This is a genomic window from Rhizobium sp. K102 (genome assembly GCF_022385315.1).
Lineage (GTDB): Bacteria > Pseudomonadota > Alphaproteobacteria > Rhizobiales > Rhizobiaceae > Rhizobium > Rhizobium croatiense.
The window spans coordinates 4,138,752-4,164,384 of record NZ_CP092436.1; the positions used below are offsets into that span (position 1 = coordinate 4,138,752).

Here is a 25,633-nt window from a genome sequence, read left to right on the forward strand (position 1 = left end):
GGTCGGATGAGGGGGCTGAACGGCACGAACGATCAGACTGAACTACGAGAACCCAAGGAGACCTGACATGAGCACCGGATTTTTCGGCGATATCCAGAAGATCAAATATGAAGGCCCCGACAGCACCAATCCGCTGGCCTTCCGCCATTACCAGCCTGACGAGATCGTCATGGGCAAGCGCATGGAAGACCATCTGCGTTTTGCGGTGGCCTATTGGCACACCTTCACCTGGCCGGGCGGCGATCCCTTCGGCGGCCAGACCTTCCTGCGCCCGTGGTTCGAAGACACGATGAAGGCTGCCAAGCTCAAGGCCGACGTCGCTTTCGAATTCTTCTCGCTGCTCGGCGCGCCCTATTACTGCTTCCATGACGCCGACGTGCGCCCTGAAGGCAAGAACTTCGCCGAAAACACCAAGAACCTCAACGAGATCGTCGATTACTTCGCCGAGAAGCAGGCTGCCACCGGCACCAAGCTGCTGTGGGGTACGGCCAACCTCTTCTCCAACCGGCGCTACATGTCGGGTGCGGCCACCAACCCCGATCCCGATGTCTTTGCTTTCGCCGCCGCGACGGTGAAAACCTGCATCGACGCCACGCAGAAGCTTGGCGGCGAGAACTATGTGCTCTGGGGCGGCCGCGAAGGTTACGAGACGCTGCTCAACACCGATCTCAAGCGCGAGCTCGACCAGCTCGGTCGCTTCCTCAACCTCGTCGTCGAATACAAGCACAAGATCGGCTTCAAGGGCACGATCCTGATCGAGCCGAAGCCGCAGGAGCCGACCAAGCACCAGTATGACTATGACGTCGCCACCGTCTACGGCTTCCTCAAGAAGCACGGCCTGGAAAACGAGGTGAAGGTCAATATCGAGCAGGGCCATGCGATCCTGGCCGGCCATTCCTTCGAGCACGAACTGGCGCTCGCCAATGCGCTCGGCATCTTCGGCTCGATCGATATGAACCGCAACGACTATCAGTCCGGCTGGGACACCGACCAGTTCCCGAACAATGTTCCGGAAATGGCGCTTGCCTATTACCACGTTCTGGCAGGCGGCGGCTTCAAGACCGGCGGCACCAACTTCGACGCCAAGCTGCGCCGCCAGTCGCTCGATCCGGCGGATCTGCTGATCGGCCATATCGGCGGCATGGATTGCTGCGCCCGCGGCCTGAAGGCCGCCGCCAAGATGATCGAGGACAAGGCCCTGTCGCAACCGCTCGCCGATCGTTATGCCGGCTGGGAAACGGCCGAAGCGCAGAAGCTCTTCCGCGGCGAATACTCGCTGGATGAGATCACCAACTGGGTCGAGACCAAGGACGTCAACCCGCAGCCGAGATCCGGCCAGCAGGAACTGCTCGAGAACGTCGTCAACCGTTACGTCTGATAAGGCGCGCCGGCGGCCAGCGGTCGCCGGCGCAGCTCTTTGTAGCCGGCTATTATAGCGTCTTCAGCGCTTCAACCATCGGCGCGACGGTGCAGAGACGGAGTTGCGAACTACCAGATCCGGTCGCAGCAGGATTTCCGTCTCGGCCGGCCGACCATCGGACAAGAGCTCCAACAGCAGCGCCATCGCCTGTTTGCCGATCGCCGTTCGCGGCTGGCGGATCGTCGTCAGCGACGGGGAGATGAAGACGGCCTGCGGCACGTCGTCGAAACCGGTCACCGAGAAATCCCGCGGAATATCATAGCCCCGCGCGCCGAGCCCGATCATCACGCCGATTGCCGTCTGGTCGTTCACGCACATGAAGGCGGTCGGGAGCGTGTCGCGCATGAAGAGCTGTTCGACCGCATGCCGGCCGCTTTCGATCGTGCCGTCGCCTTCGAGCACGATCCTGAGATCCGGCGGGACGCCGGCGGCGTCGAGGCCGGCATCGTAACCCATGCGGCGCCTGACATAGGCAAGCCGGGTGCGCGAATCGCCGATGAAGGCGATCTTGCGATGGCCTTCGGCCAGCAGCAGATCCACCGCCTTTCGCGCGCCCTCGGTATCGTCGACGCCGACATAGGGAATGCCGCCGTTGAAGACCGGTTCGAAAACGCCGACGCTCGGCGGCAGCCGGGCGGTCATCGTCTGATGGCCGAAGGGCAGGATGCCGGTGAAGAGGATCAGCCCGGCGGCCTGGTTGGAGTTGAAGAATTTCAGATATTCAAGGCCACGCTGGGCGTCGTTCTGGGTGTGGCCGATCAGGATGCCGTAGCCGTGGGCGCGCGCCCCGTTCTCCAGGCCGACGAGAATGTTGGAGAAATTGGGATCGCCGATGTCGGGCGCCACGACCAGGATCATGTTGGAGCGACCGAGCCTCAGGCTGCGCGCCATGGCATTGGTGGTGTAGCCGGTGACGGCGATCGCCTGATTGACTTTAAGTCGCGTCGAGTTGGCGACCTTCTCCGGGGTGTGGATTGCCCGCGAAACCGTCGCGATGGAGACCTCGGCGATCCGGGCGACGTCTTCGATTGTAGCGGGCGTGGAATTCGACACTGCGTGCTGCCTTGGGGCTGTCTTCGCCGCGACACTACACAGACTCGCCGAGAGGTCAAAGGCAAGCTTCAGCGGATCTGTGTAAATCCACGATGTAAACCTTTACATGCGTGATGTAAAGGTTTACATAAGGCCCAAAGCGGACGGGAGCCGCAAGCGCATAGCTCTGAGGAGCGAGAACGGTTTTCAGAATGGAAATGTGCGCTAGTTCAAGGTGATGGAGCGGCGCCGGTGCGTTCTGCTGGATGCAAGGCGCTCTTGGGGGAGGGCATGATGACCGTGGAGATCGCCGACACCGCACCCGTGGTGCTGTCCGCCAGGCGCATATGCAAATCCTTCAGCGGCGTGCAGGTGCTCTTCAGCGTCAATTTCGATCTCCGTGCCGGCGAAATCCATGCGCTGATGGGTGAAAACGGCGCCGGCAAGTCCACCCTCGTCAAAGTATTGTCCGGCTTCGAGCAGCCGAGCTCCGGTGAGATTCTGCTCGACGGCCAGCCCGTTATCCTGCCGCCCAATGGCGCGGCGGAAGCGCTCGGCATCGTCATCATCCACCAGGAATTCAATCTCGCCGAACATCTGACTGTGACGGAAAGCCTGTTCCTCGGGCGTGAAGTCACGCGTTTCGGTGTGCTCGACCGCAAATATATGCGCGCCGAGACACGCAAGGTTCTCGATGTGCTCGGTTCGCATGTCGATGAGAATGCGCTGATCAACACGCTTTCCATCGCCGACAAGCAGATGGTCGAGATCGCCAAGGCGATCAGCCGTGATGCGCGCGTCGTGTTCATGGACGAGCCGACGGCCGTCTTGTCGCGGGAAGAGACAAGCATGCTCTTCAAGCAGGTTCGCAAGCTGCGCGACCAGGGCACCAGCTTCGTCTTCGTCTCCCATAAGCTCGATGAAGTGATGGAATTGACGGATCGGGTGACGGTTTTGCGCGACGGCCAGTGGATCAAGACGTCGCCGACATCAATTCTCGACGGGGAATCGATCGCGCAGCTGATGGTCGGCCGCGAGCTTTCCAGCCTCTATCCCGCCAAGGTCGAGCCCGATGTCGACGAGGAGGTCGTCTTGCGCGTTTCCTCGGTGTCGACGGGTTATGTCCGGGATGCGAGCTTTGAGGTGCGCAGGGGCGAGATTATCGGCTTCTCCGGGATGATTGGCTCCGGCCGCACCGAATTGATGGAGGCGATCGCCGGCCTGCGAACCCGCCTTGAGGGTGAAGTGGTCATCAAGGGGCAAAGCGTTCCCTCCGGCGACGTGCACGCCGCCAATCGCTGCGGGCTTGCCTACATGACCAAGGACCGCAAGTCGAAGGGCCTGCTGCTGCGCTCCGGCATGATGGCCAATCTGACGCTGCAATCGCTCGGGCGGCATTCTCGCCATAGCTATCTCAGCCCGAGCAGCGAAGCGGCGGCGCTAGCGAAGGCCAAGCGACGCTTCGACATCAGGGTTCGTGACGGCAATATCATCGCCGGCCGCATGTCGGGCGGGAACCAGCAGAAGCTGCTGCTTGCCAAGGTCATGGAGACCGATCCCGACATCGTCATCATCGACGAGCCGACGCGCGGCATCGACGTCGGCACCAAGCAGCAGATCTATCATTTCATTTCGGCGCTTGCCCGGGACGGTCGGTCGATCATCGTCGTTTCCTCGGAGATGCCGGAGGTCATCGGTCTCTGCACGCGGGTGGCGGTGATGCGCGAAGGGCATATCGTCGGCGTGCTCGAGGGAGACGAGATTTCCGAGCAGGAGATCATGCGCTACGCCGCCGGGCTGAAAAAGAAGGCGGCCGCGTGAAGGCGGAGCGGGACTTCGGCGAAGCGGGCAATAGATAACGTACCCAGAGTTCTGGGGCGGGAGGTTGGTTTTGGATATGAGTGTTAACGAAGAGACCAGGGAAATCCGGCGCAGATCCTGGCGTGACGTCGATCTGCGCGCGGTTGCACCCTTTGCCGCCCTGGCCTTGCTTCTCATCGTTGGCGCATTGGTCAATCCGAATTTCATCGGCATCACCAATCTCGCCAACGTCGCAACGCGCTGCGCCTTCATCGCCATTATCGCCGTCGGCGCAACATTCGTCATCTCGGCCGGAGACCTCGATCTTTCCGTCGGCTCGATGGTGGCCTTCGTCGCCAGTCTGATGATCCTGCTGATCAATTCGGGGGTCATTGCCGATCCGGTGCTGATGCTGACGGCTGCCGTGCTGTTCACGGTCATTGCCGGGGCTCTTTGCGGCCTCGCCAACGGCCTCATCACCACCGTCGGCAAGATCGAACCGTTCATCGCCACGCTCGGCACCATGGGCATTTATCGCGGCCTGACCACTTGGCTGTCGCAGGGCGGCGCAATCACCTTGCGCTCGAGCGACATCCAGACGCTCTACCGTCCGGCCTATTTCGGCAATATCCTCGGTCTTCCGGTTCCGATCGTGGTGATCCTCGTCGTGACCGCGATTGCGGCCTTCATCCTGTACCGCACGCGTTACGGCCGCCATGTCGTGGCTGTCGGTTCGAACAGTGACGTCGCGCGCTATTCCGGTATTGCGGTCAATCGCGTGCGCACCATTGCCTTCGTCATCCAGGGCCTCTGCGTGGCGATCGCCGTGCTGCTCTACGTGCCGCGTCTCGGCTCAACTTCGGCAACGACCGGCATCTTGTGGGAGTTGCAGGCCATTACCGCCGTCGTCGTCGGCGGCACGGCCCTCAAGGGTGGCGCCGGCCGTGTCTGGGGCACGATTTGCGGCGCCTTCATTCTCGAACTCGTCGGCAACATCATGCTGCTTTCGAATTTCATCAGCGAATATCTGATCGGCGCGATCCAGGGTGCGATCATCATCATCGCCATGCTGGTGCAGCGGTCACTGGTGCGCAAATCGTAAGGCAAGCCGGCTTCTCGAATTGGTCGGGCTTTACAGGGCACCCGGCTCGAATTGGACAAGTCCCTGATATTTTTGGGAGGAAATAACATGCGCAAGCTCATGTTGGGTCTGGCGGTTGCGGGGGTGGCTTTTGCCGGCGCAGCCTACGCCCAGGACAAGAACTACACGATCGGCGTATCCATTCCGGCCGCCGACCACGGGTGGACTTCCGGGGTCGTGTTCCACGCCGAGCGCGTTGCCAAGAAGCTGATGGCCGAACATCCGGGCCTGAACGTCATCGTCAAAACTTCGCCGGATGCCGCGACACAGGCCAACGCCGTGCAGGACCTTGATACGCAGGGCATCGACGCCCTCGTCATCCTGCCATCGGATCCGGATCCGCTCGTCAACGCCATCAAGGAAGTCAAGGACAAGGGCAAGTTCGTGGCGCTTGTCGACCGCGCACCGTCCAACAACGACAACTCCGTGCGCGACCTCTATGTCGCCGGCAACAATCCGGCGCTCGGCGAAGTCGCCGGCAAATATATTGCCGAAAAGACGCCGGAGGCTGAAGTCGTCGTTATCCGCGGCTTGCCGATCCCGATCGACCAGCAGCGCCAGGACGGCTTCGACAAGGGCATCGCCGGCTCCAAGGTCAAGGTTCTTGACCGCCAGTACGGCAACTGGAACCGCGACGACGCCTTCAAGGTCATGCAGGACTATCTGACCAAGTACCCGAAGATCGACGTCGTCTGGTGCCAGGACGACGATATGGCGGTCGGCGTTCTGCAGGCGATCGAGCAGGCCAAGCGCACCGACATCCAGTATGTCGTTGCCGGCGCCGGCTCCAAGGACATGATCAAGAAGGTCATGGACGGCGACAAGCTGATCCCGGTCGACGTTCTCTATCCGCCGGCAATGGTCGGCACGGCGATGGAACTGACGGCGGCGGCGCTCTACGATCAGGTCCCGGTCCACGGCAATTACATCCTCGACGCGACGCTCGTCACCAAGGAGAATGCCAAGAACTTCTACTTCCCGGATTCGCCGTTCTGATTGCGATTGAGATATGCGCCCATTCGAAGGAATGGGCGCGTTTTTATTTTTCCATCGGCATGCTGCCGAAAATGCTGCACGTACCTCTTGCTCGTCAAAGCCCATCATGATTAGCTCGCAGCCATATCGCATCCGGGCTCACGCCAGATCCGAGGGCGAGGGCGAAGAGGCGCCTTGCGCCCGCCGAATTGCGTGCTACAAGTTTCCAGAAACGTTTACGGTCGATATTCAGGGAGGAATCTGACATGAAGACGATCAAGGGCCCCGGCCTGTTCCTTGGCCAGTTCGCGGGCGATGCCGCGCCTTTCAATTCGTGGGACGCCATCACCAAATGGGCAGCCGATATCGGCTACAAGGGCGTGCAGGTGCCGACCTGGGCGAGCCAGTTGATCGATCTCGAGAAGGCTGCGACATCCAAGGATTATTGCGACGAATTCGCCGGCAAAGCCCGCGAGAACGGCATCGAGATCACCGAACTTTCCACCCACCTCCAGGGCCAGCTCGTCGCCGTTCATCCGGCCTATGACGAAGCCTTCGACGGCTTCGCGGCCCCCGAGGTGCGCGGCAATCCGAAGGCCCGCCAGGAATGGGCGGTCGAGCAGGTCAAGATGGCACTGACCGCATCGAAAAACCTCGGCCTCAAGGCGCATGCGACCTTCTCCGGTGCGCTCGCCTGGCCGTTCATCTATCCCTGGCCGCAGCGCCCCGCGGGCCTGGTCGAGACCGCTTTCGACGAGCTTGCCCGGCGCTGGACGCCGATCCTGAACCATGCCGACGAAAACGGCATCGACGTGTGCTACGAGATCCATCCGGGTGAAGACCTGCATGACGGCGTCACTTTCGAGATGTTCCTGGAGCGCGTGAAGAACCATCCGCGCGCCAACATGCTCTACGATCCCTCACACTATGTCCTGCAGTGCCTCGATTATCTCGAGAACATCGACATCTATAAGGACCGCATCAAGATGTTCCACGTCAAAGACGCGGAATTCAATCCGACCGGGCGCCAGGGCGTTTATGGCGGCTATCAGGGCTGGGTGGAACGCGCCGGCCGCTTCCGTTCGCTCGGCGACGGCCAGGTCGATTTCGGTGCGGTCTTTTCGAAGATGACGGCCAATAATTTCGACGGCTGGGCCGTGGTCGAATGGGAGTGCGCGCTGAAACACCCGGAAGACGGCGCCCGCGAAGGGGCTGAATTCGTCGCCGCCCACATCATCCGCGTGACCGAAAAAGCCTTCGACGATTTTGCCGGCAGCGGCACGGATCAGGCGGCCAACCGGCGGATGCTGGGGCTTTAAATTTTATTCCTCTTCTCCCCATTGGGGAGAAGATGCCCGTCAGGGCAGATGAGGGCGATGAGGAGCGATAGCGACGAATGCCTTGAGCGACAAACGAAAGGCAAATCTGTCGTGAAGCCCCCTCATCCGACCCTTCGGGCCACCTTCTCCCCGAGGGGAGAAGGGGATGAAAAAAGATTCAGGAGGACAAGAATGGCAATCGAAGCATCATCCGAACAGACCCGCGAGCCGCGCATCCGGCTCGGCATGGTGGGCGGCGGCGCCGGCGCGTTCATCGGTGCGGTGCACCGGATCGCGGCGCGCATCGACGATCAGTACGATCTTATCGCCGGGGCGCTGTCGTCGACGCCTGAAAAGGCCGTTCAGTCCGGCCGCGATCTCGGCCTCGATCCGTCGAGGACCTATTCCAGCTATCGCGAGATGGCCATCCGCGAGGCGAAGCTGAAGAACGGCATCGAGGCGGTGGCGATCGTCACGCCGAACCATGTACATTATGATGCGGCCAAAGAATTCCTGAAGCGCGGCATCCATGTCATCTGCGACAAGCCGCTGACATCGAATCTTGCCGACGCGAAGAAGTTGAAAAAGGTCGCCGACGAAAACGGCGCGCTCTTCGTGCTGACGCATAATTACACCGGTTATCCGATGGTCCGCCATGCCCGCGAGATGATCGCGAACGGCGAACTCGGCGATATCAGAGTCGTCCAGGCCGAATATCCGCAGGACTGGCTGACCGAGGCGGTCGAGCAGACCGGCCAGAAACAGGCCGCTTGGCGCACCGATCCGGCCCAGTCCGGCGTCGGCGGCTCCACAGGCGATATCGGCACCCATGCCTATAATCTGGCCTCCTTCATATCGGGCCTGGAACTCGACAGCCTCGCCGCCGATCTCGACAGTTTCGTGCCCGGCCGCCGGCTGGATGACAATGCCCATGTCATGCTGCGGTTCAAGGCGAAGGGCTCGGAAAAGCCGGCCAAGGGTATGCTCTGGTGCAGCCAGGTCGCACCCGGCCATGAGAATGGCCTGATGGTCCGCGTCTACGGCAGCAAGGGCGGCCTAGAATGGACGCAGAAGGATCCGAATTACCTCTGGTACACGCCCTTCGGTGAACCGAAGCGGCTGATCACTCGTGGCGGCGCCGGCGCCGGAGCTGCTGCCGGCCGTGTTACGCGCGTGCCTTCAGGGCATCCGGAAGGTTATCTCGAGGCCTTCGCAACGATCTATACGGAAGCCGCGAATGCGATCAATGCCCGCAAGAAGGGCAAGGCAGTCGACAAGGCGGTGGTCTATCCCACAGTCGACGATGGCGTGAAGGGTGTCGCCTTCGTCGAAGCTTGTGTCGCCTCGTCGAAGAAAAACGGCGCCTGGGTCAAGCTCTGAGCTTGGCGATCCGCGCCTGGAATGACGCGGAGCCCGCGACAATGCCGAGGCGGCCATTGGCCGCCTCGGCCTGTCCGTCATTCGTCAGGCCGCAGCGCGGTTGCGCTTCATCAGGCTGTCGACGCTGAGCGGCCCGGCGCCTGCCGCCACCAGATAAAGAAATACGAAGCAGAACAGGATCGCCGCGACGCCGCCATTCTGCGCGGGATAAAAGCTCTTTCCCGCATGGCCGATGAAATAGGCGAAGGCCATCAGGCCCGAAAGCACGAAGGCCGCGATGCGGGTCTGGAAACCAACCAGGACGAGGAAGCCGAGGGTGAGTTCGATCAGCCCGGCAATCCAGGAAAGAGAGCCCATCGCCGGCACGCTTGCCGCGGCCGGAAAATGCAGGATCTTCTGCGTGCCGTAGCTGAAAAGCACGAGCGACGAGACGATGCGCAGGAGGCTCAGCAGGTGCGGCTGCAGCAGATGGATCGAAGACAGCATCGGATTCCTTTCATGTTTGCGATGTCTTGGCTGTGTCGGTGATCGCGGGCGCGGCGGCAAGTCACGACTTCTGACGTTCACGTTATGAGAGCGGTCAGCGTCGAAGAGTGCGGCGGGACAGAGCGACAGAATGCTGCAGACGCCACCGCTTCACGGCCTACTGTAACGTTGCAGTTTTTCTGCTGCCGGGCCTGTACTTTGTTTTCCGGCTTGGCTAAGTCCGAGCCGAAACGATCAATTCACACGCTGAGAGACGGGAGTCACAGATGATCGGTGCGAAGACGCTTGCAGACCGCTTTCCCGGCGATTTCACCTTTGGCGTCGCCACGGCCGCCTTCCAGATCGAGGGCGCGAGCAAGGCCGATGGACGCAAGCCGTCCATCTGGGACGCTTTCTGCAACATGCCCGGCCGCGTCCACAATCGCGATAATGGCGACGTTGCCTGCGATCACTATAACCGGCTGGAGCAGGATCTCGATCTTATCAAGGAGATGGGCGTCGAGGCCTATCGCTTTTCTATCGCTTGGCCGCGCATCATTCCCGACGGCACAGGTCCGGTGAATGAGGCCGGCCTCGATTTCTATGACCGGCTCGTCGACGGCTGCAAGGCGCGGGGGATCAAGACCTTCGCGACGCTCTACCATTGGGACTTGCCGTTGCTGCTTGCCGGCGACGGCGGCTGGACGGCACGCTCGACCGCTTATGCCTTTCAGCGCTATGCCAAAACGGTGATGAACCGGCTTGGCGACCGTCTCGAGGCCGTCGCGACCTTCAACGAACCCTGGTGCATCGTCTGGCTCAGCCATCTCTACGGTATCCATGCGCCGGGCGAGCGCAACATGCAGGCCGCCCTTCACGCCATGCATTATCTGAACCTCGCCCACGGACTCGGCGTCGAGGCGATCCGTTCGGAGGCCCCGAACGTGCCGGTCGGGCTTGTGCTCAACGCTGCCTCGATCATTCCCGGCTCCACCAGTCCTGCCGATCTCGCCGCCGCCGAGCGCGCGCATCAGTTCCACAACGGCGCCTTCTTCGATCCGGTCTTCAAGGGCGAATATCCCCGGGCATTCGTCGAGGCGCTGCGTGACCGCATGCCTGTCGTTGAGGACGGTGACATGAAGCTGATCAGCCAGAAGCTCGACTGGTGGGGTCTGAATTACTACACGCCCGAGCGCGTCGGCGACGATGCCGACCGCAAGGGCGATTTTCCCTGGACCGTGAAAGCGCCGCCGGCAAGCGACGTCAAGACCGACATCGGCTGGGAAATCTATGCGCCGGGCTTGAAGCTCCTCGTCGAGGATCTCTATCGCCGCTACGAGCTGCCGGAGTGCTACATCACGGAGAACGGTGCCTGCGACAATACCGTAGTCGCCGATGGCGAGGTCAATGACACGATGCGCCTCGACTATCTTGGCGACCATCTTGGCGTCGTGGCAGATCTCATCAAGGACGGCTATCCGATGCGCGGCTATTTCGCCTGGAGCCTGATGGACAATTTCGAATGGGCGGAAGGCTACCGGATGCGTTTCGGCCTCGTCCATGTCGATTATGATACGCAACTGCGCACGGTGAAGAAGAGCGGCAAATGGTATCGCGACCTCGCGGGACAATTTCCGAAAGGAAACCACAAGCCGGGTCAGCGATCTGTCTGAGCGCGAATCCTGCCGGCCGTGGGCAAAAAAATGAACCGACAAAATCTGCAACAGGCGGGTGCTTAAACGTTTCTGAACCCTTGGCTGGCAAAGTCCGATGGTCAGGGAGCGGTAATGCAGATACTCGGAAAGTTGCAGGGCAAGGGATCGGGAATAGGCCGTCACATCACCGTCACCGGCGTGCTGTTTTCCTTTGCGATCATCGTCGCGGTCGCCACCATCATGGTGTTGACGGCAATCGAACGCGTCGCTCAAAATGCCAATGTCCTTGATGACGAGCGCTCGCGCGAAACGACGATCGGCGCGTTGAGGACTTTCGAGGATCAGCTCGGCGCGACGCTCGACGATTATGCCGCCTGGGACGACGCCGCCGCCAACGTCTACGCGCCTGATGGCATGGGCTGGACGGTCAGCAACTACGGCGAGATGTCGGTCAACAGCTCGCTTTTCGATATGGCGATCGTCATCGATGATGCGAGGACTGCGATCATAGCCTATCGCGACGGCAAGCCGATGAAGGAGCCGCTCGCAGATTTCTTCGGGCCTTCGCTCTGGAAGCTGCTCGATACAGCGAAAGCGGCCGGCCCAGCCGACAGGCCTCAGGCCGTCGGTTTCGTGCACACCAAACGCGGAATTGCCGCTGCCGGCGTGGCGCTGGTGCGGCAGAAATCCGGGGCACTCGATGTACCGGCCGGTCAACATCGCTATCTTATTTTCGCCCGTCATCTCGATGACGACAGGGTGAGCGCGCTCGGTCAGACCTATGTCATCGGTGGCCTGCGGCTGGCGCCGCCGACCTTCGAAGCCGAGTATCTCGTGCCTATCGTCGACCCGACGGGGGCAACGCTCGGCAAGCTCGTCTGGACCTCGCGCGCACCGGGGAATATCGCCTATGCGCAGGTGCGGCCGATGGTCATCGAGGCTCTCGGTCTGGTCGGTTTGTTTTTCGTGGTGCTGCTGGCCATCGGCTGGCTCGCCGGCCGCCGCCTGAAGGCGGAGGAAAACAGGGCCCGGGAGGAGGCGCTGCGCGACAGGCTGAGCGGGCTGTCCAATCGCGAGGGTCTCGGGCTGGCCGTCGACCGCTTTGTCGTCGAAGCCCGCCAGAGCAAGCGCAATGTGCTGCTCCTCTATCTCGACCTCGACGGTTTCAAGGAAGTCAATGACAGCTATGGACACGGCACCGGCGACCAGTTGATCCGCGCGGTCGCAGCCGGGCTCAAGGTGTTGATCCCACAAGGCGCGGTTCTCGCCCGCATCGGCGGCGATGAATTTGCGATCGCCTTTCTCTCCGACGGCGAGAATGCCGCCGCGCTGCAGCTTTCCGAGCAGATCCTCGATTTTCTGGTCGATCCGCTGGAGATCGGCCGCCGCGTCGTCGTCGTCGGCGCCAGCATCGGCATCGCCATGTCGCCTGCCGGCGCAATCGACCGCGAAGAACTGGTGCGCCGCTCCGACCTTGCCATGTACAAGGCGAAGGAGGCCGGTCGCGCGCGCATGACGCTCTACGATCCGTCGATGGATGCGGACCGGGAGCAGCGCAATGCGCTGGAGCTCGATCTCAGAATCGCCATCGAAAGCGGTGACCTGACGCTTGCCTATCAGCCGCTGGTCGATGCAACCACGCATGCTCTCAGCGGCGTCGAGGCGCTGGTGCGCTGGAACCGTCCAGGTCACGGCCCTGTTTCGCCCGAGATATTCATTCCGATCGCCGAGACCAGCGGCCTCATCGAATCGCTCGGCCTGTTTGTGCTGCGCAAAGCCTGCGAGACGGCCAAACAATGGCCGGAACTCAATGTCTCGGTCAACGTCTCGCCCGGGCAGTTCCGTAACCCTGCCTTCACCGACTATGTGCGCTACGTGTTGAAACAGACGGAGATCGAGGCCAGCCGCATCACGCTGGAGATCACCGAAGGTTACATGATTCAGAACCCGCAGCGAACCCGCCAGTCGATCGAACGGCTGAAGGGGCTGGGGGTCAAAGTGGCGCTCGACGACTTCGGTTCCGGCTTCTCCTCGATCGGTTATCTCAGGCAGTTCGGCTTCGACCGCATCAAGATCGACCGCTCGCTGGTCATGGGCGTCAACGAGGACAAACGCCAGCGCGAAATGCTGCAGGCGACGGTGGCGCTGGCCCGCTCGCTCGATATTCCGGTGACGGCCGAAGGCATCGAGACCGAGGGGCAGGCAGTCGCCATGCGCCTGTTCGGCTGCGATTGCCTGCAGGGCTATCTGTTCGGAAAGCCGATGGTGGCCGAGCGAATTACCGACATGCTCAACGAGCTGCGCGCCGCGGAGCCGTCGGCCCAGCGCCGTCTCGGCGCAGCCTGACGACCACATTCTCGGACAGCAAGCCCGTCCAATAGCAACAGGTCAGCTGCCGATATGCCGCTGGCCGCGTTTTCTTGCCAGCGCGACCTGATGCTGCCGCTGCCGGTAGCGCAGCCGGTCTTCCTCCGTGCGCGTGTGATAGCAGTGGCTGCAGGAAACGCCTTCCTCGTAGAGCGGCGAGGTGATTTCCTCTGAAGTGATCGCGTTGCGGCAGGCGTGGCACAGCCGGTGCTCACCTTCCTTCAGGCCGTGTTCGACGGACACACGCTCATCAAAGACGAAGCAGGCGCCGTCCCAGAGGCTTTCCTCCGGCGGCACGTCCTCCAGGTATTTCAGGATGCCGCCCTTCAGATGATAGACCTCGTCGAAGCCCTCAGCCTTCATGAAGGCCGTGGCCTTCTCGCAGCGTATGCCGCCGGTGCAGTACATGGCGATCTTCGGCTTGTTGTGCAGGCCGGAATTCTGACGCACCCAATCCGGAAATTCGCGGAACGTCTTCGTCTTCGGGTCGATCGCGCCGCGAAAGGTGCCGATTGCCGTCTCGTAATCGTTGCGGGTGTCGATGACGATCGTATCGGGATCGGAAATCAGCGCGTTCCAGTCCTGAGGCGTCACATAGGTGCCGACCACCTTGTTGGGGTCGATGTCTTCGACGCCCATGGTGACGATTTCCTTTTTCAGCTTCACCTTCAGGCGCAGGAAAGGCATCTTCGACGCGCGGCTTTCCTTGTGCTCCAGGCTCGAAAATTCCGGCTGGGCACGCAGGAAGGCAAGCACGGCTCCAATACCGGCATCCGGTCCCGCGATCGTTCCGTTGATGCCCTCATGCGCCAGAAGCAGCGTTCCCTTGACGCCGTTCTCTTCGCAAAGCGCCTGCAGCGGCGCTTGCAGGCTGGCAAAGCGCGGTACGGAAACGAAATGGTAGAGCGCCGCTACGAGGAACGGGCCGGTGTGTGTCAGGCCGTCGGTCATGGGCGGGAAATACAGAAAATCGGCGGATCGCGCAATTGCCTTCGCCGGTAGCGGCTTTGACGGCTACCGATTATGCTTTCGCCTTCCATTCCGAAAACGGCCGCACGCCGAAGCTTCGGTCGGGAGTGTCGTCGAGAATGCTGATGAACTCGATCGAGTGTCCATCCGGATCCTCGAAATAGATCGACAGGGCAGGCATCCAGCCGAGAACCACCGGCTCCGCCGCCGGTTCGCCGGTAAAGCCGAGAGGTTCGACACCCTTTGCCTTGAGCGCGGCGGGCGCCTGCAGCACGCCTTCGACAGTCATGCGGAAGGCAATATGCAGCCGCATCCTCAGGGGTCCGGTTCCGGTTTCCCAAAGGCCGAGCATGCCAGTCTTCCTGTCGTCCACCCAGAGGAAAGCGACTTTGCGCTCCTCGAATGACGCCGCCGGTTCGAGTCCGACGACATCCCGGTAGAAATTCATGGACGTGTTGAGGTCGGCAACGGTCAGATGGGTCTCGTAGAGGCCGAGCAGCTTTGGCATAGCAGCATTTACGGCAATCATTTTTTCCTCGCGGTCAGGTCTGCTTGGTCGCGACTGCCGGAGGGTAGGACCTCAAGTCTGGTTGAGGTCAATGGGCTTCTTTCGACATTTCAGAGGCGCTGGCGCAATCGAAATAATGACGCCGCCGCTCAATTTGCGGCCGTCAGCCAGAGCAGTTCGATGCGCTGCGCTTCGTCATCAGGATCATCGGCGAAAACGGCTTCGGCTTTGACAAGCGCCTGCCGCCGGTCTTCCTGCTGGCGGAAGATGATGGCGTCGAGCAGATGCGCCAGATCGTCATTGCGGGTGAAGAGCTGCGGCTCGGCTTCCACCAGTTCGCAGAGCACTGCCAGGTCGTGAATATGGCCGAGATCCTCGACGAGCTCCTTGGCCGCATCGCGCTTGGCCTTCATCGCGCCCGGCCAGACATCGCGCAAAAGGGCGTGATAGAGTCGATAATCGTAGGTGCGTTTGCGCAGAACATGGAAATCGTCGGCCGACGCCTCGCCGTGGCAGGCGGCAAGCGCGGTCCCGGCCTTTCGCGTGGTGCGGCGCCAGCTCTTCGCCAGCATGCGGGCATTCTTGCGATGACCGCTATCAAATGAGACTGTATCGAGTGCGGCGATCGCTTTTTTCAGAACGTCCGAGGTTTCCGCGAGCCGCTGCTCCAGACCGCTTTCGGCCTCCGCCATCCAGTCACGGCGGCCTTCGAGAACGGTGACGATCCGTCCGAGCGCTTCGCCCTCTTCTTTTCCGCGGGCTGAATGCTGCAGATATTGCGCCGTGCCGATGAGGGCGGCGGCGTCGCGGATTGCCGACAGCGAGCGTGCAGCATCGCGCAGCCTTGCATTTTCGCGGTCCTGAAAATCCGGCACGTCGCGCGCGACGAGCCGGTAGAGCGAGCGCAACCGCTTCAGGTTCTTGCGGAAGGAGTGGATCGCATCATGCGCGCCGTCCGGCCGTTCCTCAAGGACCGCGATAGCGCTTTCCAGCTGCTCGGTCGCGACGTCGCGGAACGCCTCGGTGAAATCGGCGTCAGGCCGAATGCGATAGGCCATGCCTGTCATGCCCGTATTCTGTCGCGAGGGCCTGGTTGGAATAGCGGAAATCGCCAGTCACTTCGCGGCCAAGCCAGCTGGGAAGCGCCGGGTCGTCGGTTTCCGCCGTCATTTCCACTTCGGCGATCACCAGCCCGCGATGCGCGCCCGCAAAGACGTCGACCTCCCAGACGAAACCTTGATACGGAACGCGGTAACGCGTTTTTTCGATGACGATGCCGATCGCGTTCTGCAACAGCTCTTCGGCATCTGCAATCGGGATGTCAAATTCGAATTCGTCGCGGGTGATGGCGCTGCGGCCAATCTTGATCGTGAGCTTCGCCTTCCGGCCGTCGAGGATGCGCACCCGGACGGAGCGGTCGTCCATTGAGGCGATGTAACCCTGCTTGAGCACAGATTTCGTCTCGACGGCGGATCGCCATCCATCGCTGCGTACCAGGAACTTCCGCTCGATCTCTTTCGCCATGCCAGTGAACCTTTTGTGACGATCGCCGCACGGTAGACCAATTTCCCCGCATTTCATACCCATCTTCTCATGCGACCGGGTTTTATCTCGACAAGGGTCGGCGGGGGCGTTATTCGGGATGCAATTTCAATCGTTTCAAGGAGGTCGCGCGACCATGGGCGAGAAAACAGAGAAACTCCTTTCCATCCTGAAACTCCAGCCGGTCGTCCCGGTCCTGATCGTCGATGATGCCAGGTCGGCGGTGCCGCTGGCCCGCGCGCTCGTCGCAGGCGGCCTGAAGGCAATCGAGATAACCATGCGCACGCCCGCGGCCCTCGAGGCGGTGCGCGCCGTCGCTGCCGAGGTCGAGGGCGCCGAAGTCGGCGCCGGCACAATCCTGAATGCGGCCCATTGGCACGCCGCCGTCGAGGCCGGTTCGAAGTTCATCGTCAGCCCGGGCACGACGCAGGAGCTGCTCGATGCTGCCGCCGATTCCGATGTGCCGCTGCTTCCGGGCGCTGCGACTGCCAGCGAAGTCATGGCGCTGCGCGAAGATGGCTACCAGGTGCTGAAATTCTTCCCTGCCGAGCAGGCCGGCGGCGCCGCCTTCCTGAAGGCGCTTTCCTCACCCCTTGCCGGCACGCTGTTTTGCCCGACCGGCGGCGTTTCGCTGAAGAACGCCAATGATTACCTGTCGCTGCCGAACGTCATCTGCGTCGGCGGTTCCTGGGTGGCGCCGAAGGAACTGGTCGCTGCCGGCGATTGGGCAGGCATTACCAAGCTCGCGGCGGAAGCGGCAGCGCTGAAGGCCTGAGATCGTATTTTCCTAGGTGGGTGTGAACCCCTCTGTTATGACGGACATCTCCCCCACAAGGGAGATCGGCAGGAGGTTAGCCGTTCCTCCCCATAGTGGCTTCTCGGCGAGCCCCCATTTGTATTTCAGTCGTCGCAAACCTATGTTCTGCTCCAGCCTCAAACAGGAGATGACGAGGAATGTTCGACGCGAAGAAGCTTCTCGACCAGTTCTTGGGTTCGCAGGTTCCGGGTCTCGGCGGTTCGGTCCGCGACAGGGCGGGCGATGCCATGCAGACGGCACGGAACAATCCGATGAAAACCGGTGCGCTCGCAGCCGTGCTTCTCGGCACCAAGACCGGGCGCAGCATTGCCGGCAACGCGCTGGCGATCGGCGGTCTTGCCGCCATTGCCGGCCTTGGCTACCAGGCCTACAAGAATTACCAGTCAGGGCAGGCGCCGGCAGCCCCGTCGGATGCGCCATCGGCCAATAATCCAGTGCTGCTGCCGCCGCCGGCCGAATCCGGTTTCGGACCGGCCTCGCCGGCTGGCAGCAACGAATTTGTGCTGGTCCTGATCCGCGCGATGATCGCCGCCGCCAAAGCGGACGGCCATATCGACGCCGCCGAACGTGCGCTCATCATGGACAAGATCACCGCCGCCGACGTCAGTGGCGAGGCCGCCGCCTTCATCGAGCGCGAACTCGCGTCGCCGACGGATCTCGATGCGCTCGTCGCCGCGGCGGTCACGGAAGAACAGCGCGTCGAGCTCTACACCGCCTCGCGGCTTACCATCGATCCGGATTCGCGCGCCGAACGCGGCTACCTCGATCTGCTTGCCGGCCGGCTCGGCCTTGCCGACCAGCTGGTCGACCATATCGAGGCGACGGTGTCGTCCGCCAAGACGACATTGTCACAGTGACATCCAGGCCGGTTGCCTTTATCGGGCGGCTGGCCTATCCCCTCTGCCGAAAAGGGGAGCAAACATGCGCGATCTTGCAAATTTCAAGGGCTGCCCGGCGCCGAAGCCGGTCACGCTGAAGGGCCGTTTCGTCACTGTCGAGCCCTATCGGCGCGCGGAACATCTCGAGGCGTTGTGGGACGGGCTCGGCGGCATGGGCATCAACCCGCTGCTGCTTTATTTCGCGCAGGACGATTTCTCCGGTATCGAAGATTTCGCCAACTGGCTGGAGGCCGTCCACACCAAGTCCGGCTGGCTCACCCATATCTTCCGCGACAACGCCAGCGCCAAGATTGTCGGCATGGCGAACTATATGCGCGCCGACCCGGCAAATGGCGTCGTCGAGATCGGCGGGGTGGCGCATGGGTCCGATATGAGCCGTTCGCCGCTTTCCACCGAGGCGCACTACCTGATGGCCAAACACGTCTTCGAAGATCTCGGCTATCGCCGCTACGAATGGAAATGCGACAACAACAACGAGGCGAGCAAGACGACGGCGGTGCGGTACGGCTTCAGCTTCGAAGGGGTGTTCCGTCAGCACATGATCTCCAAGCATCGCAACCGTGACACCGCCTGGTTCTCGATGATTGATGCCGAATGGCCGCTGATCAACGATGCTTTCGAGGCCTGGCTTTCGCCCGATAATTTCGACGCCACCGGCAAACAGATCCGACGCCTGCAGGATATTCGTGCCGATCTTGAGAAGGAAAGGCTCGCGTGACCCCCGAGAGCCGCTCGCAGGCGACCGCCGCCGCTATCATCCTGCTCGGCGCCGGCCTCGCCATCTATTTTCTGCCGACCATCGTTTTATGGATCGGCAATTTCTCGCCGGTGCTGGGAATTGCCGTCGGCGTCTGCCTGATCATGGCCTTTTTCGCGGTTTTCTGGCTCAGGGCGCGTTACCAGCGCGGCCGAGAAAAATAAGGTCAGCCCTGCAGGGAGGCGCCGAGCAGCAAGACGCCCATCAGGATGACGAGAAGGGCGCCGAGGATTTCGATGGCGTTGCCCATCCAGACCGAGGCGGCCGAGCCGCGTCCGGAGAGGCGGATGGCAGCACCCTTGGCGGTGACGGCGAGGGTGGCAAGCAGCGATACGGTGATTGCGGTGCCGAGCGACATGGCGGCGACCGACAGCATGCCGCCGAGATAGAGACCGTTCAGCAGCGAAAAGGTCATGACCAGAAGCGCACCGGAGCACGGGCGGAGGCCGACGGCCACGATCGCCGACCAGGCTTCGCGGACGCTGAACCTGTCGCCGGCGAGCAGGGCCGGATCCGGCACATGTGCATTGCCGCAGGTCTCGCAGACCATGCCCGGAACGAAGGTGTGGCCGGCGTCCACGGCCTGCGCCTTGCCACTGAAGGTATAGGCCTGGCGTTCGGCGGCGTTGTCCTTCCAATCGAGCATCATGCTGACCGGACCGGCGGACGTGGCCATCAGCCGGCGGCGCGGCAAATTGCCCGCCATCGAGCGCAGTTTGCGAAACAGCAGCCAGCCACCGAAGAGGATGACCATGACGAAGCTGGCGATTTCCATCGCATGGGTCGCGGCCGTCAGCGTGATGCCGGTGCCGCGCAGCACCAGCCAGGCGCCGCCGACCAGGGCGACGGCGACGACCCCCTGGATGAAGGCCGAAATGAAGGAAATCACCACGCCACGCTTCAGCTCGACCTCGTTGGCGATCATGTAGGAGGAGATGACCGCCTTGCCGTGCCCGGGGCCGGCGGCATGGAAGACGCCGTAGGCGAAGGAAAGACCGATCAGCGATGTCAGCTGCCACGGATCTTCACGCATGCCCTTCAAGGCATCCGTCAGCGCCCGGTAGAAGGCCTGCTGTTCATAGTTCACATAGAGCAAAAGCGGTGCGAACGGCCCGCCGGTCGGTTGAAAACTCGGTTCGGCCGTGCCGATGCCGAGCGGCGATTGCGCATGGGCAAGGGTTGCCGCCGTCACGAGCGCAAGCAGTGCTGCGGAAAGGATGAGGGGGCGTTTCATCAGCATGTGATCTCCAGCCGGGTGGCGAAGAGCTTGGACATGTTGGTGCCGGTCGGATCGTTGAAGAAGGCGTCCGTCAGCGACTGCTTGTTTTGCGAGATCACCTCGTCGGCATCCGGTCTCACCACCTGGTGTTTGCAGGCCTTGAAGCTGTCGCCGACCGTGGAGAGTTCGTTGTCTGTCGGAAAGTCGATCGACGTATAGAGCGTCGGGTCGTAGACGCCGAAAGTGAGCCTGCCCTTGAGCGGCATCTTCTCTGCCGGCTTGACCGCGAAGAACATCAGGAGCTGGCCGTTCTTATAATCGACATGGATGATGTCAGGCTGCTGGACGGTGACGTTCTTCCCGTTGACCGTCAGGTTCATGTAGTAGTCGTAGTCGGCAAGCGACTGCTTCACCGTTTTCCCGACCTGCGCGAGTTCGTTCGGCTCCAGCTTCAGATCGGTGTTCTTGTCGAAATCCATGACGACCGAGGAGGAGAAGACCTCGTCGAAGCGCCAGACATTGCGCAGTTCCTCGATGCTGCCGTCGGCGCCGGCGACGACTTCGAGCCGCGCCTCCACGAAGATATGCGGATGCGCAAGGGCGGCGGCCGGCGCCAGCGAAAGAAGCGCGGCTATCAATGGTATGGATTTTTTCATGCGTCCCGCTGCCTTATTCGCTCGACCCGAGTTCTTGCCAGAAATTGGGACGGAATTGGGACCGGCTTGCGGCCGATGCCGATCGTCGACGTCCGATCGTCCAGTCGGGCGGGTCTTTCGGCCCAGCCTCACGGATGCTTCTTGAACCAGTTGTGCAGGTAGTCGACGAAGATCCTCACCTTGGCCGGCAGGTAGCGCCGATGCGGGTAGACGGCATAGATGCCGCGGTCGGTCGGGATGTAATCGTTAAACAGCGTCAGCAGTTGGCCGCTCTCGATCGGCTTGCGGGCGACGAAATCGGGGATGAGAGCGATGCCGATGCCGGCGAGGGCGGCGCGCAATGTCGCATGCGGACTGTTGACCTCTATCGGCCCGGAGACGGCGACGGTGAAGGTGGTGTTATCAGGGTTGTAGAAGCGAATGCTCCCCTGGGTGCGCGAATTGGTATCGACGATGAAGGGGACATTGGAGATGTCGCTCGGATGCTCAAGATCGGGATGACGCTCGATAAAATCCGGGGTGGCGCAGAGATGGACACGGAAATCGGAGATCTTGCGGGCGATCATGCCGGAATCTTCGAGCTTGGAAATGCGGATCGCCACGTCGAAGCCTTCCTCGATCAGGTCGACGAATCGGTCATCGGCGGCGATCTCCAGCGAAAGGTCCGGGTTCTCGGCGGCAAAATCGATCAGCGACTGGCCGACATCGGCGTCGACGAAGGTGCGGGGCACCGAGATGCGCAGCCGTCCCTTCAGCTGGGCATTGTTTTCGCGCACGAGATCGGCAAGGTTGTCGATCTCCTTCAGAATGTCGGAGGCGCTGCGGTAATAGGTGTGGCCGGCTTCGGTCATCGAGAACTGCCGGGTGGTGCGGTTAAGCAGCAGAGCGCCGAGTTCGTCTTCGAGTTCGCGCACATATTTGGAAAGCAGCGCCTTCGAGCGGCCGGTGCGCCGTGCGGCGGCGGAAAAGCCTTCGGCCTCGACGACATCGATGAAGGCGCGTATGCGGGTCAGAGTGTCCATGGCGCTTCCCCAAGCTGTTTCGAAACATTGAACAAATTGGCCCAACCTGTTCAATTATTTTTTTGACCTCCAGATCAAAAAAACGCTTGATTGTGAAGGCGAATATTCTTATTTCCACCTCAGCCCAAAGTCGCACGTGCCCATGGGTGTCCGCCGAACCCTCGAATTGGTGAGGAAATCGGTAAGGTACCTGGAATTAACCCCTCCAGTCGCTATTCCGGCCAACCGGAAAATGCGAGGACGCCTGAAGCAACGACGGTGCGGGCCTTTTTGTTCTCTCCCTGCTTTCCATCAGCGGGGGTTACTGAAGAGGCACACCATCATTGCCGGAAGTGCGGTTGGGATTCTCCCTCCAATCCATGGCAGACAAAGCCGAACTTACACCGCGTCCGCGGCGTTGGTTCACTATCCGCGCATCGAGCGCTTGCTATGGTTCCGGGGTCTCCACCGGCTGGTTCCAATGCGAGTTCTCGTATGCCCTTTGTCCTCCGGTTCATGCCGGAGCTCTGGAATTGGAAGAGGGAATCGATATGACCACCCAGCGCATCCGCGACTTTCTCGCAACCCGACGTCCCGACGGTCCCTGCCTCGTGGTTGACCTCGATGTCGTTCGCGACAATTTCCACGCCTTCCGTCACGCCATGCCGGACAGCGCCATCTACTACGCCGTCAAGGCCAACCCGGCTCCTGAGGTGCTGAAGCTGCTCGCTGGCCTCGGCTCCAATTTCGATTGCGCATCCGTTGCCGAAATCGAAATGGCGCTCGAAGCCGGTGCGACCGCTGCCCGCATTTCCTTCGGCAACACGATCAAGAAGGAACGCGACGTCGCCCGCGCGCATGCGCTCGGCGTCAGCCTCTTTGCGGTCGACAGCCACGAGGAGGTCGAGAAGATCTCGCGCGCCGCTCCCGGCGCCCGCGTCTTCTGCCGCGTGCTGACCGATGGCGAAGGCGCCGAATGGCCGCTGTCGCGCAAGTTCGGCTGCGTTCCGCAGATGGCCGTCGACGTTCTCGTCTACGCCCATCAGCTCGGCCTGCAGTCCTACGGCGTCTCGTTCCATGTCGGTTCGCAGATGACCAAGGTCGATGCCTGGGATTCGGCACTTGCCGATGCCAAGCGCGTCTTCGTCTCGCTTGCCAAGCAGGGCATCCACCTGCAGATGGTCAACATGGGCGGCGGCTTCCCGACCAAGTATCTGCGCGACGTTCCGTCCGCAGAAGCTTACGGCAAGTCGATCTACCAGGCGCTGCGCACGCATTTCGGCAACCAGATCCCGCAGACGATCATCGAGCCGGGCCGCGGCATGGTCGGCAATGCCGGCGTCATCAAGGCTGAAGTCGTTCTGATTTCGAAGAAGTCGGACAATGACGATGCCCGCTGGGTCTTCCTCGACATCGGCAAGTTCGGCGGTCTCGCCGAGACGATGGACGAAGCCATCCGCTATCCGATCCGCACGGAGCACGACGGCGACGAGATGGAGCCCTGCGTCATCGCCGGCCCGACCTGCGATTCGGCCGACGTGCTCTACGAGAAGAACCTCTATCCGCTGCCGATCTCCCTTTCGATCGGCGACGAGGTCCTGATCGAAGGCACCGGCGCCTATACGACGACCTATTCGGCGGTCGCTTTCAACGGTTTCGAGCCGCTGAAGGCCTACGTTATCTAAGGTCGTTTCCGCCGGCCCCGTAACCAGCCGGGGCGGCAACTTCACAATTTTCCTTCATCGCCGCTGATAACGGTATTGGGTACGGGAGGCCAAGATGGCCGCTGTTCTTGATTCTGTCCGCGCATTCTTTGCGCCCACCACCTTCGCCATCGACGCCGAAAATCCCTCGGATGTCGTTGCCCGTGAAAACCTGCTCGACCGCGTCATGGGGCCGGATCGCCGCAAGAAGTCGTCGGAGAAGATCCGCCGCAACCGTGTTCCGGCCGAGGGCCTGGCGCTGGTCGCGCGTGACCGCGACGGTCATGTCATCGGCACGGTGCGGCTCTGGAATGTCGAGGCCGGCGTCAACGATGCAGGCACGCCGATCAATGCGCTGCTGCTCGGTCCGCTCGCCGTCGATTCCCGTCACGGCGGCAAGGGCATCGGCGCGGCGCTGATGCGCGCAGCGATCCTCGAAGCAAAGAACCGCGGGCATGGCGCTGTCCTGCTCGTCGGCGACGCCGCCTATTACGAGCGTTTCGGCTTCTTTGCCGAAAAGGCTCGCCATCTCGTCATGCCGGGTCCGTTCGAACGCTCGCGCTTTCTTGCGCTCGAGCTTACGGAAGGCTGGCTTGACGGCGCGGCCGGCATGATCGTCCCGTCCGGGCGCATGCTGGCCAGCGCGCCGGTTCGCCGCGCCGCCTAACCCATCGGCTGGCCGGGGTCGGATATCCTTCCTCCGGCCGGCAATATCCGCGCCGCTTAACCATGCAGGCAGGCGGGCCTGCCGTGGTCGCGGCGCGGATTGTCTTCCCGCCCGGCGGCGTGGCGAAGCGGGCACCGCGGCCACCGGTGCACTGGCAACACAATCGCGTGAAAAATGCGGTCGGCCCGCGACCCTGTCGCGGCGATACCTTATCTTGCCCCGCATGGTCCGCGCTCTCTCGCTGCTGTTTTTCTTTTTCTGTCGCTTGCCGCAGCGGCGCCGGCTGCCGCCCAGAGCACGGCCCGCGCCGTCACCGGGCTTGGTCCGCGTCTCGATCGGGCGGCCAGCGACCCGGCGATGCGGCCGCTCAAAACGGTGATCGTCGCGCGCGGCGGACGCGTGCTTGCCGAACGCGGCTTCCGCGGACATTCTCCGGCGGAATCGGCCAATATCAAATCCGCTTCGAAAGCGATCGTTTCGGCGCTTGTCGGCATCGCCATCGGCAAAGGCCTGCTTGAGGGACCCGATCAGAAGATCGCGCCGATCCTGAAAGCCGATCTGCCTGAAACACCGGATCCGCGTCTCAATGACATCACCATCGGCAATCTTCTCTCCATGCAGACGGGGCTCGATCGCATGTCCGGACCGAATTACGGCCACTGGGTCTCCTCGCGCAACTGGGTTCGTTTTGCGCTTTCGCAGCCTTTCGTCGATCGGCCCGGCGGCGAAATGCTCTATTCCACCGCATCCACGCATCTGCTTTCGGCCATTCTCACTAGGGTCGGCCGCCGCTCGACGCTGGCGTTGGCGCGCGATTGGCTCGGCCCGGTCGAGGGTTTTCGCATCGGTGCATGGGAGCAGGATCCGCAGGGCATCTATCTCGGCGGCAATCAGATGGCGATGAGCGCGCGGTCCTTGCTTGCCTTCGGCGAACTCTATCGCAACGGCGGCAAGACCGCCGAAGGCCGCCAGGTCGTCCCCGGGGACTGGATTTCCCAGTCATGGCAGCATCGGACCAACTCACGCTTCTCCGGCGATGAATATGGCTATGGCTGGTTCACCCGGCAGATCGGCGGCGAGCAGGTGCATTTTGCCTGGGGTTACGGCGGTCAGATGCTCTATATCGTGCCGTCGCTCGACCTGACGGTCGTCATGACTTCCGAGGAGAGCGGCGCCTCGGCGCGAAACGGCTACAGGGATCTGCTGCACGGCCTGCTGGCGGATATCATCGGCGCGGTGCGGGCAGCTTGAAAAAACGGTGATCGATAAATTTTTAGCAAAGCCTCCAATCAAACCGCAAAAGGCTTCCTGTAGGGTCCGCGAGAATTTTGGGAAAGCGTC

The 25,633-nt window shown here is 61.9% G+C and carries 23 protein-coding genes and 1 pseudogene; 15 read left to right on the forward strand and 9 right to left on the reverse strand.

Annotated features, from left to right (window positions below; all coding sequences use genetic code 11):
• Positions 1 to 67: 67 nt before the first annotated feature.
• Positions 68 to 1,378, forward strand: coding sequence for a xylose isomerase (gene xylA / locus MHI61_RS26295; RefSeq protein WP_239791155.1), 1,311 nt, complete (start codon positions 68 to 70; stop codon positions 1,376 to 1,378).
• A 63-nt stretch (positions 1,379 to 1,441) separates the two neighbouring features.
• Here xylA and MHI61_RS26300 read toward each other — a convergent pair whose 3' ends face one another.
• On the reverse strand, positions 1,442 to 2,473 hold the full coding sequence (locus MHI61_RS26300) for a LacI family DNA-binding transcriptional regulator (protein WP_239791156.1): 1,032 nt from the start codon (positions 2,471 to 2,473) through the stop codon (positions 1,442 to 1,444).
• 273 nt (positions 2,474 to 2,746) lie between these two features.
• Here MHI61_RS26300 and MHI61_RS26305 point away from each other — a divergent pair, with 273 nt between their 5' ends.
• From MHI61_RS26305 to MHI61_RS26325, 5 genes are all read left to right on the forward strand, one after another.
• Positions 2,747 to 4,273, forward strand: a complete 1,527-nt coding sequence (locus tag MHI61_RS26305) for a sugar ABC transporter ATP-binding protein (protein WP_239791157.1) — start codon at positions 2,747 to 2,749, stop codon at positions 4,271 to 4,273.
• 76 nt (positions 4,274 to 4,349) lie between these two features.
• Entirely contained in the window at positions 4,350 to 5,354 is a 1,005-nt protein-coding gene (locus tag MHI61_RS26310; protein ID WP_097603872.1) for an ABC transporter permease, read from the forward strand.
• A gap of 87 nt (positions 5,355 to 5,441) precedes the next feature.
• Positions 5,442 to 6,389, forward strand: a complete 948-nt coding sequence (locus MHI61_RS26315; RefSeq protein ID WP_097580447.1) for a substrate-binding domain-containing protein — start codon at positions 5,442 to 5,444, stop codon at positions 6,387 to 6,389.
• 245 nt (positions 6,390 to 6,634) lie between these two features.
• The gene (locus MHI61_RS26320) at positions 6,635 to 7,687 is read left to right on the forward strand and encodes a sugar phosphate isomerase/epimerase (protein WP_239791158.1); all 1,053 of its coding nucleotides are present in this window, start codon (positions 6,635 to 6,637) and stop codon (positions 7,685 to 7,687) included.
• A 192-nt stretch (positions 7,688 to 7,879) separates the two neighbouring features.
• Positions 7,880 to 9,067 carry a Gfo/Idh/MocA family oxidoreductase gene (locus tag MHI61_RS26325; protein ID WP_239791159.1) on the forward strand — a complete coding sequence of 396 codons (1,188 nt, stop codon included), beginning with the start codon at positions 7,880 to 7,882 and terminating at the stop codon, positions 9,065 to 9,067.
• An 84-nt stretch (positions 9,068 to 9,151) separates the two neighbouring features.
• On the opposite strand, the gene MHI61_RS26330 is transcribed toward MHI61_RS26325, so the two are convergent.
• Complete coding sequence (locus MHI61_RS26330; protein WP_239791160.1) at positions 9,152 to 9,553, reverse strand: DoxX family protein; 402 nt, start codon at positions 9,551 to 9,553, stop codon at positions 9,152 to 9,154.
• Between the two features lie 266 nt (positions 9,554 to 9,819).
• On the opposite strand from MHI61_RS26330, the gene MHI61_RS26335 reads away from it, so the two are divergent.
• The gene (locus MHI61_RS26335; protein WP_239791161.1) at positions 9,820 to 11,205 is read left to right on the forward strand and encodes a GH1 family beta-glucosidase; all 1,386 of its coding nucleotides are present in this window, start codon (positions 9,820 to 9,822) and stop codon (positions 11,203 to 11,205) included.
• A 114-nt stretch (positions 11,206 to 11,319) separates the two neighbouring features.
• Entirely contained in the window at positions 11,320 to 13,533 is a 2,214-nt protein-coding gene (locus MHI61_RS26340) for an EAL domain-containing protein (protein WP_239791162.1), read from the forward strand.
• A 42-nt stretch (positions 13,534 to 13,575) separates the two neighbouring features.
• Here the strand turns inward: MHI61_RS26340 and MHI61_RS26345 are convergent, their stop codons facing one another.
• The 4 genes from MHI61_RS26345 to MHI61_RS26360 form a co-directional block, all read right to left on the reverse strand.
• Entirely contained in the window at positions 13,576 to 14,505 is a 930-nt protein-coding gene (locus tag MHI61_RS26345; protein WP_239791163.1) for a rhodanese-related sulfurtransferase, read from the reverse strand.
• A gap of 70 nt (positions 14,506 to 14,575) precedes the next feature.
• Positions 14,576 to 15,052: a VOC family protein gene (locus MHI61_RS26350; RefSeq protein WP_239791164.1), complete on the reverse strand. Its 477-nt coding sequence runs from the start codon at positions 15,050 to 15,052 to the stop codon at positions 14,576 to 14,578.
• A gap of 128 nt (positions 15,053 to 15,180) precedes the next feature.
• Positions 15,181 to 16,089 carry a CHAD domain-containing protein gene (locus MHI61_RS26355; protein WP_239792914.1) on the reverse strand — a complete coding sequence of 303 codons (909 nt, stop codon included), beginning with the start codon at positions 16,087 to 16,089 and terminating at the stop codon, positions 15,181 to 15,183.
• Complete coding sequence (locus tag MHI61_RS26360) at positions 16,067 to 16,555, reverse strand: CYTH domain-containing protein (protein ID WP_239791165.1); 489 nt, start codon at positions 16,553 to 16,555, stop codon at positions 16,067 to 16,069. The genes MHI61_RS26355 and MHI61_RS26360 overlap by 23 nt, the downstream gene beginning before the upstream one ends.
• A 154-nt stretch (positions 16,556 to 16,709) precedes the next feature.
• Between MHI61_RS26360 and MHI61_RS26365 the strand changes: the two genes are divergently transcribed.
• The 4 genes from MHI61_RS26365 (at position 16,710) to MHI61_RS26380 (ending at position 19,210) form a co-directional block, all read left to right on the forward strand.
• A complete protein-coding gene (locus MHI61_RS26365) occupies positions 16,710 to 17,348 on the forward strand; it encodes a 2-dehydro-3-deoxy-phosphogluconate aldolase (protein WP_239791166.1) in 639 nt (212 codons plus the stop codon).
• Positions 17,349 to 17,527: 179 nt separating this feature from the next.
• Complete coding sequence (locus MHI61_RS26370) at positions 17,528 to 18,247, forward strand: tellurite resistance TerB family protein (protein WP_239791167.1); 720 nt, start codon at positions 17,528 to 17,530, stop codon at positions 18,245 to 18,247.
• A 64-nt stretch (positions 18,248 to 18,311) separates the two neighbouring features.
• Positions 18,312 to 19,007 carry a GNAT family protein gene (locus MHI61_RS26375; protein WP_239791168.1) on the forward strand — a complete coding sequence of 232 codons (696 nt, stop codon included), beginning with the start codon at positions 18,312 to 18,314 and terminating at the stop codon, positions 19,005 to 19,007.
• Positions 19,004 to 19,210, forward strand: coding sequence for a hypothetical protein (locus tag MHI61_RS26380; RefSeq protein ID WP_239791169.1), 207 nt, complete (start codon positions 19,004 to 19,006; stop codon positions 19,208 to 19,210). The genes MHI61_RS26375 and MHI61_RS26380 overlap by 4 nt, the downstream gene beginning before the upstream one ends.
• Positions 19,211 to 19,212: 2 nt before the next feature.
• On the opposite strand, the gene MHI61_RS26385 is transcribed toward MHI61_RS26380, so the two are convergent.
• The 3 genes from MHI61_RS26385 to MHI61_RS26395 form a co-directional block, all read right to left on the reverse strand.
• The gene (locus tag MHI61_RS26385; RefSeq protein WP_239791170.1) at positions 19,213 to 20,286 is read right to left on the reverse strand and encodes a nickel/cobalt transporter; all 1,074 of its coding nucleotides are present in this window, start codon (positions 20,284 to 20,286) and stop codon (positions 19,213 to 19,215) included.
• On the reverse strand, positions 20,280 to 20,921 hold the full coding sequence (locus MHI61_RS26390) for a DUF1007 family protein (protein WP_183917843.1): 642 nt from the start codon (positions 20,919 to 20,921) through the stop codon (positions 20,280 to 20,282). The genes MHI61_RS26385 and MHI61_RS26390 overlap by 7 nt, the downstream gene beginning before the upstream one ends.
• A gap of 128 nt (positions 20,922 to 21,049) precedes the next feature.
• Complete coding sequence (locus MHI61_RS26395) at positions 21,050 to 21,943, reverse strand: LysR family transcriptional regulator (protein WP_239791171.1); 894 nt, start codon at positions 21,941 to 21,943, stop codon at positions 21,050 to 21,052.
• Positions 21,944 to 22,473: 530 nt separating this feature from the next.
• On the opposite strand from MHI61_RS26395, the gene odc2 reads away from it, so the two are divergent.
• From odc2 to MHI61_RS26410, 3 genes and pseudogenes are all read left to right on the forward strand, one after another.
• Entirely contained in the window at positions 22,474 to 23,607 is a 1,134-nt protein-coding gene (gene odc2, locus MHI61_RS26400) for an ornithine/lysine decarboxylase (RefSeq protein WP_038691369.1), read from the forward strand.
• Between the two features lie 94 nt (positions 23,608 to 23,701).
• Positions 23,702 to 24,292: an N-acetyltransferase gene (locus MHI61_RS26405; protein WP_239791172.1), complete on the forward strand. Its 591-nt coding sequence runs from the start codon at positions 23,702 to 23,704 to the stop codon at positions 24,290 to 24,292.
• 223 nt (positions 24,293 to 24,515) lie between these two features.
• Positions 24,516 to 25,543 (forward strand): annotated as a pseudogene (locus MHI61_RS26410) (serine hydrolase).
• Positions 25,544 to 25,633 lie beyond the last annotated feature (90 nt).

Bases quoted from the DNA above. Each gene is read 5' to 3' on its own strand.
- xylA (WP_239791155.1), top strand. From the start codon at position 68: ATGAGCACCGGATTTTTCGGCGATATCCAGAAGATCAAATATGAAGGC.
- MHI61_RS26305 (WP_239791157.1), top strand. From the start codon at position 2,747: ATGACCGTGGAGATCGCCGACACCGCACCCGTGGTGCTGTCCGCCAGG.
- MHI61_RS26310 (WP_097603872.1), top strand. From the start codon at position 4,350: ATGAGTGTTAACGAAGAGACCAGGGAAATCCGGCGCAGATCCTGGCGT.
- MHI61_RS26315 (WP_097580447.1), top strand. From the start codon at position 5,442: ATGCGCAAGCTCATGTTGGGTCTGGCGGTTGCGGGGGTGGCTTTTGCC.
- MHI61_RS26320 (WP_239791158.1), top strand. From the start codon at position 6,635: ATGAAGACGATCAAGGGCCCCGGCCTGTTCCTTGGCCAGTTCGCGGGC.
- MHI61_RS26325 (WP_239791159.1), top strand. From the start codon at position 7,880: ATGGCAATCGAAGCATCATCCGAACAGACCCGCGAGCCGCGCATCCGG.
- MHI61_RS26330 (WP_239791160.1), bottom strand. From the start codon at position 9,553: ATGCTGTCTTCGATCCATCTGCTGCAGCCGCACCTGCTGAGCCTCCTG.
- MHI61_RS26335 (WP_239791161.1), top strand. From the start codon at position 9,820: ATGATCGGTGCGAAGACGCTTGCAGACCGCTTTCCCGGCGATTTCACC.
- MHI61_RS26340 (WP_239791162.1), top strand. From the start codon at position 11,320: ATGCAGATACTCGGAAAGTTGCAGGGCAAGGGATCGGGAATAGGCCGT.
- MHI61_RS26345 (WP_239791163.1), bottom strand. From the start codon at position 14,505: ATGACCGACGGCCTGACACACACCGGCCCGTTCCTCGTAGCGGCGCTC.
- MHI61_RS26350 (WP_239791164.1), bottom strand. From the start codon at position 15,052: ATGATTGCCGTAAATGCTGCTATGCCAAAGCTGCTCGGCCTCTACGAG.
- MHI61_RS26355 (WP_239792914.1), bottom strand. From the start codon at position 16,089: ATGGCCTATCGCATTCGGCCTGACGCCGATTTCACCGAGGCGTTCCGC.
- MHI61_RS26360 (WP_239791165.1), bottom strand. From the start codon at position 16,555: ATGGCGAAAGAGATCGAGCGGAAGTTCCTGGTACGCAGCGATGGATGG.
- MHI61_RS26365 (WP_239791166.1), top strand. From the start codon at position 16,710: ATGGGCGAGAAAACAGAGAAACTCCTTTCCATCCTGAAACTCCAGCCG.
- MHI61_RS26370 (WP_239791167.1), top strand. From the start codon at position 17,528: ATGTTCGACGCGAAGAAGCTTCTCGACCAGTTCTTGGGTTCGCAGGTT.
- MHI61_RS26375 (WP_239791168.1), top strand. From the start codon at position 18,312: ATGCGCGATCTTGCAAATTTCAAGGGCTGCCCGGCGCCGAAGCCGGTC.
- MHI61_RS26385 (WP_239791170.1), bottom strand. From the start codon at position 20,286: ATGCTGATGAAACGCCCCCTCATCCTTTCCGCAGCACTGCTTGCGCTC.
- MHI61_RS26390 (WP_183917843.1), bottom strand. From the start codon at position 20,921: ATGAAAAAATCCATACCATTGATAGCCGCGCTTCTTTCGCTGGCGCCG.
- MHI61_RS26395 (WP_239791171.1), bottom strand. From the start codon at position 21,943: ATGGACACTCTGACCCGCATACGCGCCTTCATCGATGTCGTCGAGGCC.
- odc2 (WP_038691369.1), top strand. From the start codon at position 22,474: ATGACCACCCAGCGCATCCGCGACTTTCTCGCAACCCGACGTCCCGAC.
- MHI61_RS26405 (WP_239791172.1), top strand. From the start codon at position 23,702: ATGGCCGCTGTTCTTGATTCTGTCCGCGCATTCTTTGCGCCCACCACC.